The sequence below is a fragment of the Algoriphagus litoralis genome, from assembly GCF_003259255.1.
Classification (GTDB): domain Bacteria; phylum Bacteroidota; class Bacteroidia; order Cytophagales; family Cyclobacteriaceae; genus Algoriphagus; species Algoriphagus litoralis.
On record NZ_QGOL01000047.1, the window covers coordinates 1 to 4,499 of the forward strand.

Genomic DNA, 4,499 nt, shown 5'->3' on the forward strand with positions numbered 1-4,499 from the left:
ACTAAAATCTATTCTATTCCTAAATTCCAGGGTTGAAACCCCGGGCTATGCCTACGGCACGTCTTGGTTGCTGCCCTAATGTTTGAAAGTATTCTCCTTCCGATAAGGAAGTCTTTAGACTGTTGTTCAATTGGAATACTATATTTCTAATTATTCCGCAGCAACTCCCCCTTGGACATTTTTGCTAAAAGGAATGCGGGAGTTTTTCAAAGGGGGCTAGGGGGATTGTTTTTTATTTCATTTGATGTGCTATAGCGCTGGCACCAACATCCTTTTTCAATTGGACATCTTGCGCCAGCACTAAAATCTATTCTATTCCTAAATCCCGGGGTTGAAACCCCGGGCTATGCCTACGCCACGCCTTGGTTGCTGTCCTAATGTTAGAAAGTATTCTCCTTACGAGAAGGAAGTCTTTAGACTGTTGTCCAATTGGAATACTATGTTTCTAATTATTCCGCAGCAACTCCCCCTTGGACATTTTTGCTAAAAGGAATACGGGAGTTTTTCAAAGGGGGCTAGGGGGATTGTTTTTTAATTCATTTGATGTGCTATAGCGGTGGCACCAACATCCTTTTTCTATTGGACCTCTTGCGTCAGCACTAAAATCTATTCTATTCCTAAACCCCGGGCTATGTCTACGGCACGTCTTGGTTGCTGCCCTAATGTTTAAAATTCTTCTGCTTACGATAAGGAGGTCTTTAGACTGTTGTTCAATTGGAATTCTATGTTTCTAATTATTCCGCAGCAACTCCCCCTTGGACATTTTTGCTAAAAGGAATGCGGGAGTTTTTCAAAGGGGGCTAGGGGGATTGTTTTTGATTTCATTTTATGTGCTATAACGGTGGCACCAACATCCTTTTTCCATTGGACATCTTGCACCAGCACTAAAATCTATTCTATTCCTAAATCCCGGGGTTGAAACCCAGGGCTATGCCTACTGAACGCTTCCTAACTCCATCTATTCCATTCCTAAATCATCATTCTTCAGTCGATTTCCCTCATTCCCTTTTAACTTTCAATCCTGGACCCTTAACCCCAACTTCCTTATCCAATCCCCATTTTTTCTTCTGAGCGTTTCAAATTTTTCACCTTTGATTTTTGAGCTTTTTTCCGCTTCATCTGCTAAAAAATGTATTTTATAATTCTATTGCAACCGCTTGTGATTTAAATCACCTTATTTGGATTTATTAAAAAATATACCAATCAATTATTTTATTGTTAAAAACTAGGTATGTTAATTGCTGATCTGTAAATTTGTAAGAGTTTTTAACCTTAAGACCAGCCAGATATGTATTTTCTTTTAGCTGCAATTACCGCCTTTTCAGTAGGTTTTTTGGTCACCCCAATTGTGATTTCAATCCTTAGAAAGGCCAATATCGGTGACGCACCGGGAGGCCGTAAAATCCATAAAAAATTCACTCCTTCCATGGGTGGGATAGGTTTTGTTGCTGCTACCTTTATCACTTTAGCAATTTGGGGCTGGCAATTTCCTTTACCGGATATCCGATTTTTATTGGGTGCTATAGCGCTTATGTTCATTGTGGGACTTCGCGACGACATGGTCGAATTGAAAGCCAAACATAAATTGGCTGGCCAATTTGTAGCTGTTCTCTTAGTCGTAGTAGCCGGAGATATCCGAATTAAAGACTTCCATGGTTTTCTGGGAATTCAGGAGCTTCCACTCTTGATAAGCTATGGATTTTCTTCCTTTGTTCTTCTTGCTCTGACCAATGCATTTAATCTGATCGACGGCTTGGATGGCTTAGCCGGAACAATTGCTTCAATTTCATTGAGTTTACTTGGCTCTTGGTTTTATATCCAAGGACTGGAAAGTTATGCCGTTTTGAGTTTCTCTATCTTGGGTGGGGTCTTGGCCTTTATGGTGTTCAACTGGCATCCGGCAAAAATTTTCATGGGCGATACCGGTTCACTTACCCTTGGGTTTGCATTAGGTAGTTTGGTGGTAGCATTTATGGAGAATAATGCAGCACTTCCTCAGAATGCATACCTTCGACTCGAACCTTCGTTTACTGCGGGTATTGTCCTGATGATCTACCCACTTTACGACATGGCAAGGGTATTTACCAGAAGAATATCGCAGGGTAAACATCCCATGACAGCCGATAAAAGTCACGTTCACCATTTTCTTATGCGTATGGGTTTAAAGCACAATGAGGTGGCTTTGGTCCTAGGATTTTTGCAGTTGAGCCTGATTTTATTGGTTTTTATTTTAGGTGATTTTTCAGATAATATCGTCCTACCTGTCTTGTCCGGAATTGTACTTTTTCTAGGTTTCCGTTTGGATAAGGTTACTGTAAAGTATGTCAAACGGAATACTTTAAAAGCTCCAAAAATATTGGAAATGAGAGCCTTGTCTTCAAGACAAAAAGTCAAAATTAAGCTTGAAAAAGAAGCTTTAAATTCAGAAAATATTAACCTCAATTAATGAGCTTTACCCTGTAAAAGCTTTGCTTAAACAGTTCTAAGCCAATATTAATTAGTGATCTAATTTTTTTTGGTTTGCTTTTTGTTGAATTAGTGGTATGTTTAGCCAAGTCTAAGATCACCCTGATTCGAATGTCTTATTCACTCCCTCTTTCGTTTCCTGTATTTGACGGAAATGAAAGTATTTACATTCAACAAGCAATTAGTTCCGGTAATTTGGCAACTAACGGGGCATTCATCTCTAAATTTGAGTCTAAGCTCTCCAAGAAAATCAGATTTCATCAGGCAGTTGCATTAAACTCCGGAACTTCAGCCCTGCATTTGGCTTTGGTCCTTTTGGGAGTGGGGCAGGGTGATGAAGTACTGTGCCAATCATTTACCTTCTGTGCCTCAGCTAATCCCGTGGTTTACTTAGGTGCCACACCAATTTTTGTGGATAGCGAGGAAGATACCTGGAATATTTCTCCCGAACTATTGGAAGACGCCATTTTGAGCAGAATTGCTTTGGGTAAAAAACCTAAAGCAATCATCGTGGTACACCTCTTTGGAATGCCTGCCAAAATGAAAGAAATCATGGAGATTTCCCAGAAATATACTATCCCAATTCTGGAAGATGCTGCCGAAGCAGTCGGTAGCACATTGAATGGTGAAAGTTGTGGAACCTTTGGCAAAATTGGGGTCTTTTCATTCAATGGAAATAAAATAATCACTTCAGGTGGAGGGGGAGCCTTAATCTCCAGTGATGCAAGTGTTATCGAACGGGCAAGATATCTCTCCACGCAGGCTAGGGAAGATTTACCGTACTATCAACACCTGGAGATCGGGTACAATTATAGGATGAACAATATGGCAGGTGCTATTGGACTTGCTCAGTTGGAACGTCTGGATGGATTTATAGCAAAGAGGAGATTGATAAATGACCGGTATCGAATTCTATTTGAAGATTTTCCGGGTATTACTTTTCAAACTGAATTAATCGATTCAAGATCAAATTATTGGCTGACTTCTATTCTAATCGATGAAAATCAAACTGGATTTTCAAATGATAGACTTCGGATTTTACTTTTTAAAAGTGGCATCGAGACCCGGTTTCTATGGAAACCGCTTCACCTTCAACCCGCTTATAGAGGTGTTCCTTTTTATGGTGGCCATATTTCCGAAAATCTATTTCTAAAAGGTCTCTGCCTTCCCAGCTCAGTTAGTTTGACCTATGATGACCAAAAAATTATCGCAGGTGTCATTGAAAAAGAGTTGAGCAAAATCTCCTGATGTGAACTATTCTGATTTCTGGAAAAGAATCCTCGACCTTATCCTGGCTTCTTTAATGTTCATCATTCTCTTGCCTGTGTTCTTTTTGCTGCTGATATACCTGTCAGTACATTTTAATGGTTCTCCGTTTTTCTTTCAACGGAGACCGGGAAAAGGAGGGAAGGTCTTCAGTATCATAAAGTTTAAGACCATGAATAACCGCACTGATTCAAATGGCTTTCTAATGTCTGATGATCAGCGATTGACCCCAGTTGGAAAATTAGTCAGAAAAACATCCCTAGACGAAATACCCCAACTGATCAATGTATTAAAAGGAGATATGAGCTTGGTCGGTCCAAGACCACTTTTAGAGGAGTATCTTCCCTTGTATGATCAAGTTCAAGCTAGACGCCATTTGGTGAGGCCTGGAGTGACAGGTTGGGCGCAGATCAATGGTCGAAATGCCATCAGCTGGAATCAAAAGTTTGCCTATGATGTCTGGTACGTGGATCATATTTCATTTGGATTGGATATGAAAATTCTCTTTCAAACACTCTGGAATGTCCTGAGAGGAAAAGGGGTTAGTCAGCAGGGCCATGTAACAGTGGGAAAGTTTACAGGCAATCGGGGATACTAATCTTTTATGGTTATCCGCATTTTCCTTCCCTTCCTATAATGATCCGAGTTCCGGTGGCCGAGCCCGGTCACTGAGCTTGTCGATGTGTCGAGGCCATATTGACCTACTTGCAAAGAAGCGGATAATCAGATCATCTTTTTTTAACATGTATATCCGCAATTGCACCAGC

3 protein-coding genes are annotated in these 4,499 nt (G+C 40.5%); all 3 read left to right on the top strand.

Features of this window, described 5'->3' with window-relative positions:
• Window positions 1-1,288: 1,288 nt before the first annotated feature.
• The 3 genes from DK188_RS21250 (at window position 1,289) to DK188_RS21260 (ending at window position 4,330) form a co-directional block, all read left to right on the top strand.
• Window positions 1,289-2,446 carry a glycosyltransferase family 4 protein gene (locus tag DK188_RS21250; RefSeq protein ID WP_111672870.1) on the top strand — a complete coding sequence of 386 codons (1,158 nt, stop codon included), beginning with the start codon at window positions 1,289-1,291 and terminating at the stop codon, window positions 2,444-2,446.
• A 131-nt stretch (window positions 2,447-2,577) separates the two neighbouring features.
• Complete coding sequence (locus DK188_RS21255) at window positions 2,578-3,714, top strand: DegT/DnrJ/EryC1/StrS family aminotransferase (RefSeq protein ID WP_111672872.1); 1,137 nt, start codon at window positions 2,578-2,580, stop codon at window positions 3,712-3,714.
• A 1-nt stretch (window position 3,715) separates the two neighbouring features.
• Entirely contained in the window at window positions 3,716-4,330 is a 615-nt protein-coding gene (locus tag DK188_RS21260) for a sugar transferase (protein ID WP_111672871.1), read from the top strand.
• Window positions 4,331-4,499: the final 169 nt, after the last annotated feature.

What these genes read in the sequence shown, in the direction of transcription:
- DK188_RS21250 (WP_111672870.1), top strand. Translation starts at nt 1,289, where the DNA reads ATGTATTTTCTTTTAGCTGCAATTACCGCCTTTTCAGTAGGTTTTTTG.
- DK188_RS21255 (WP_111672872.1), top strand. Translation starts at nt 2,578, where the DNA reads ATGTCTTATTCACTCCCTCTTTCGTTTCCTGTATTTGACGGAAATGAA.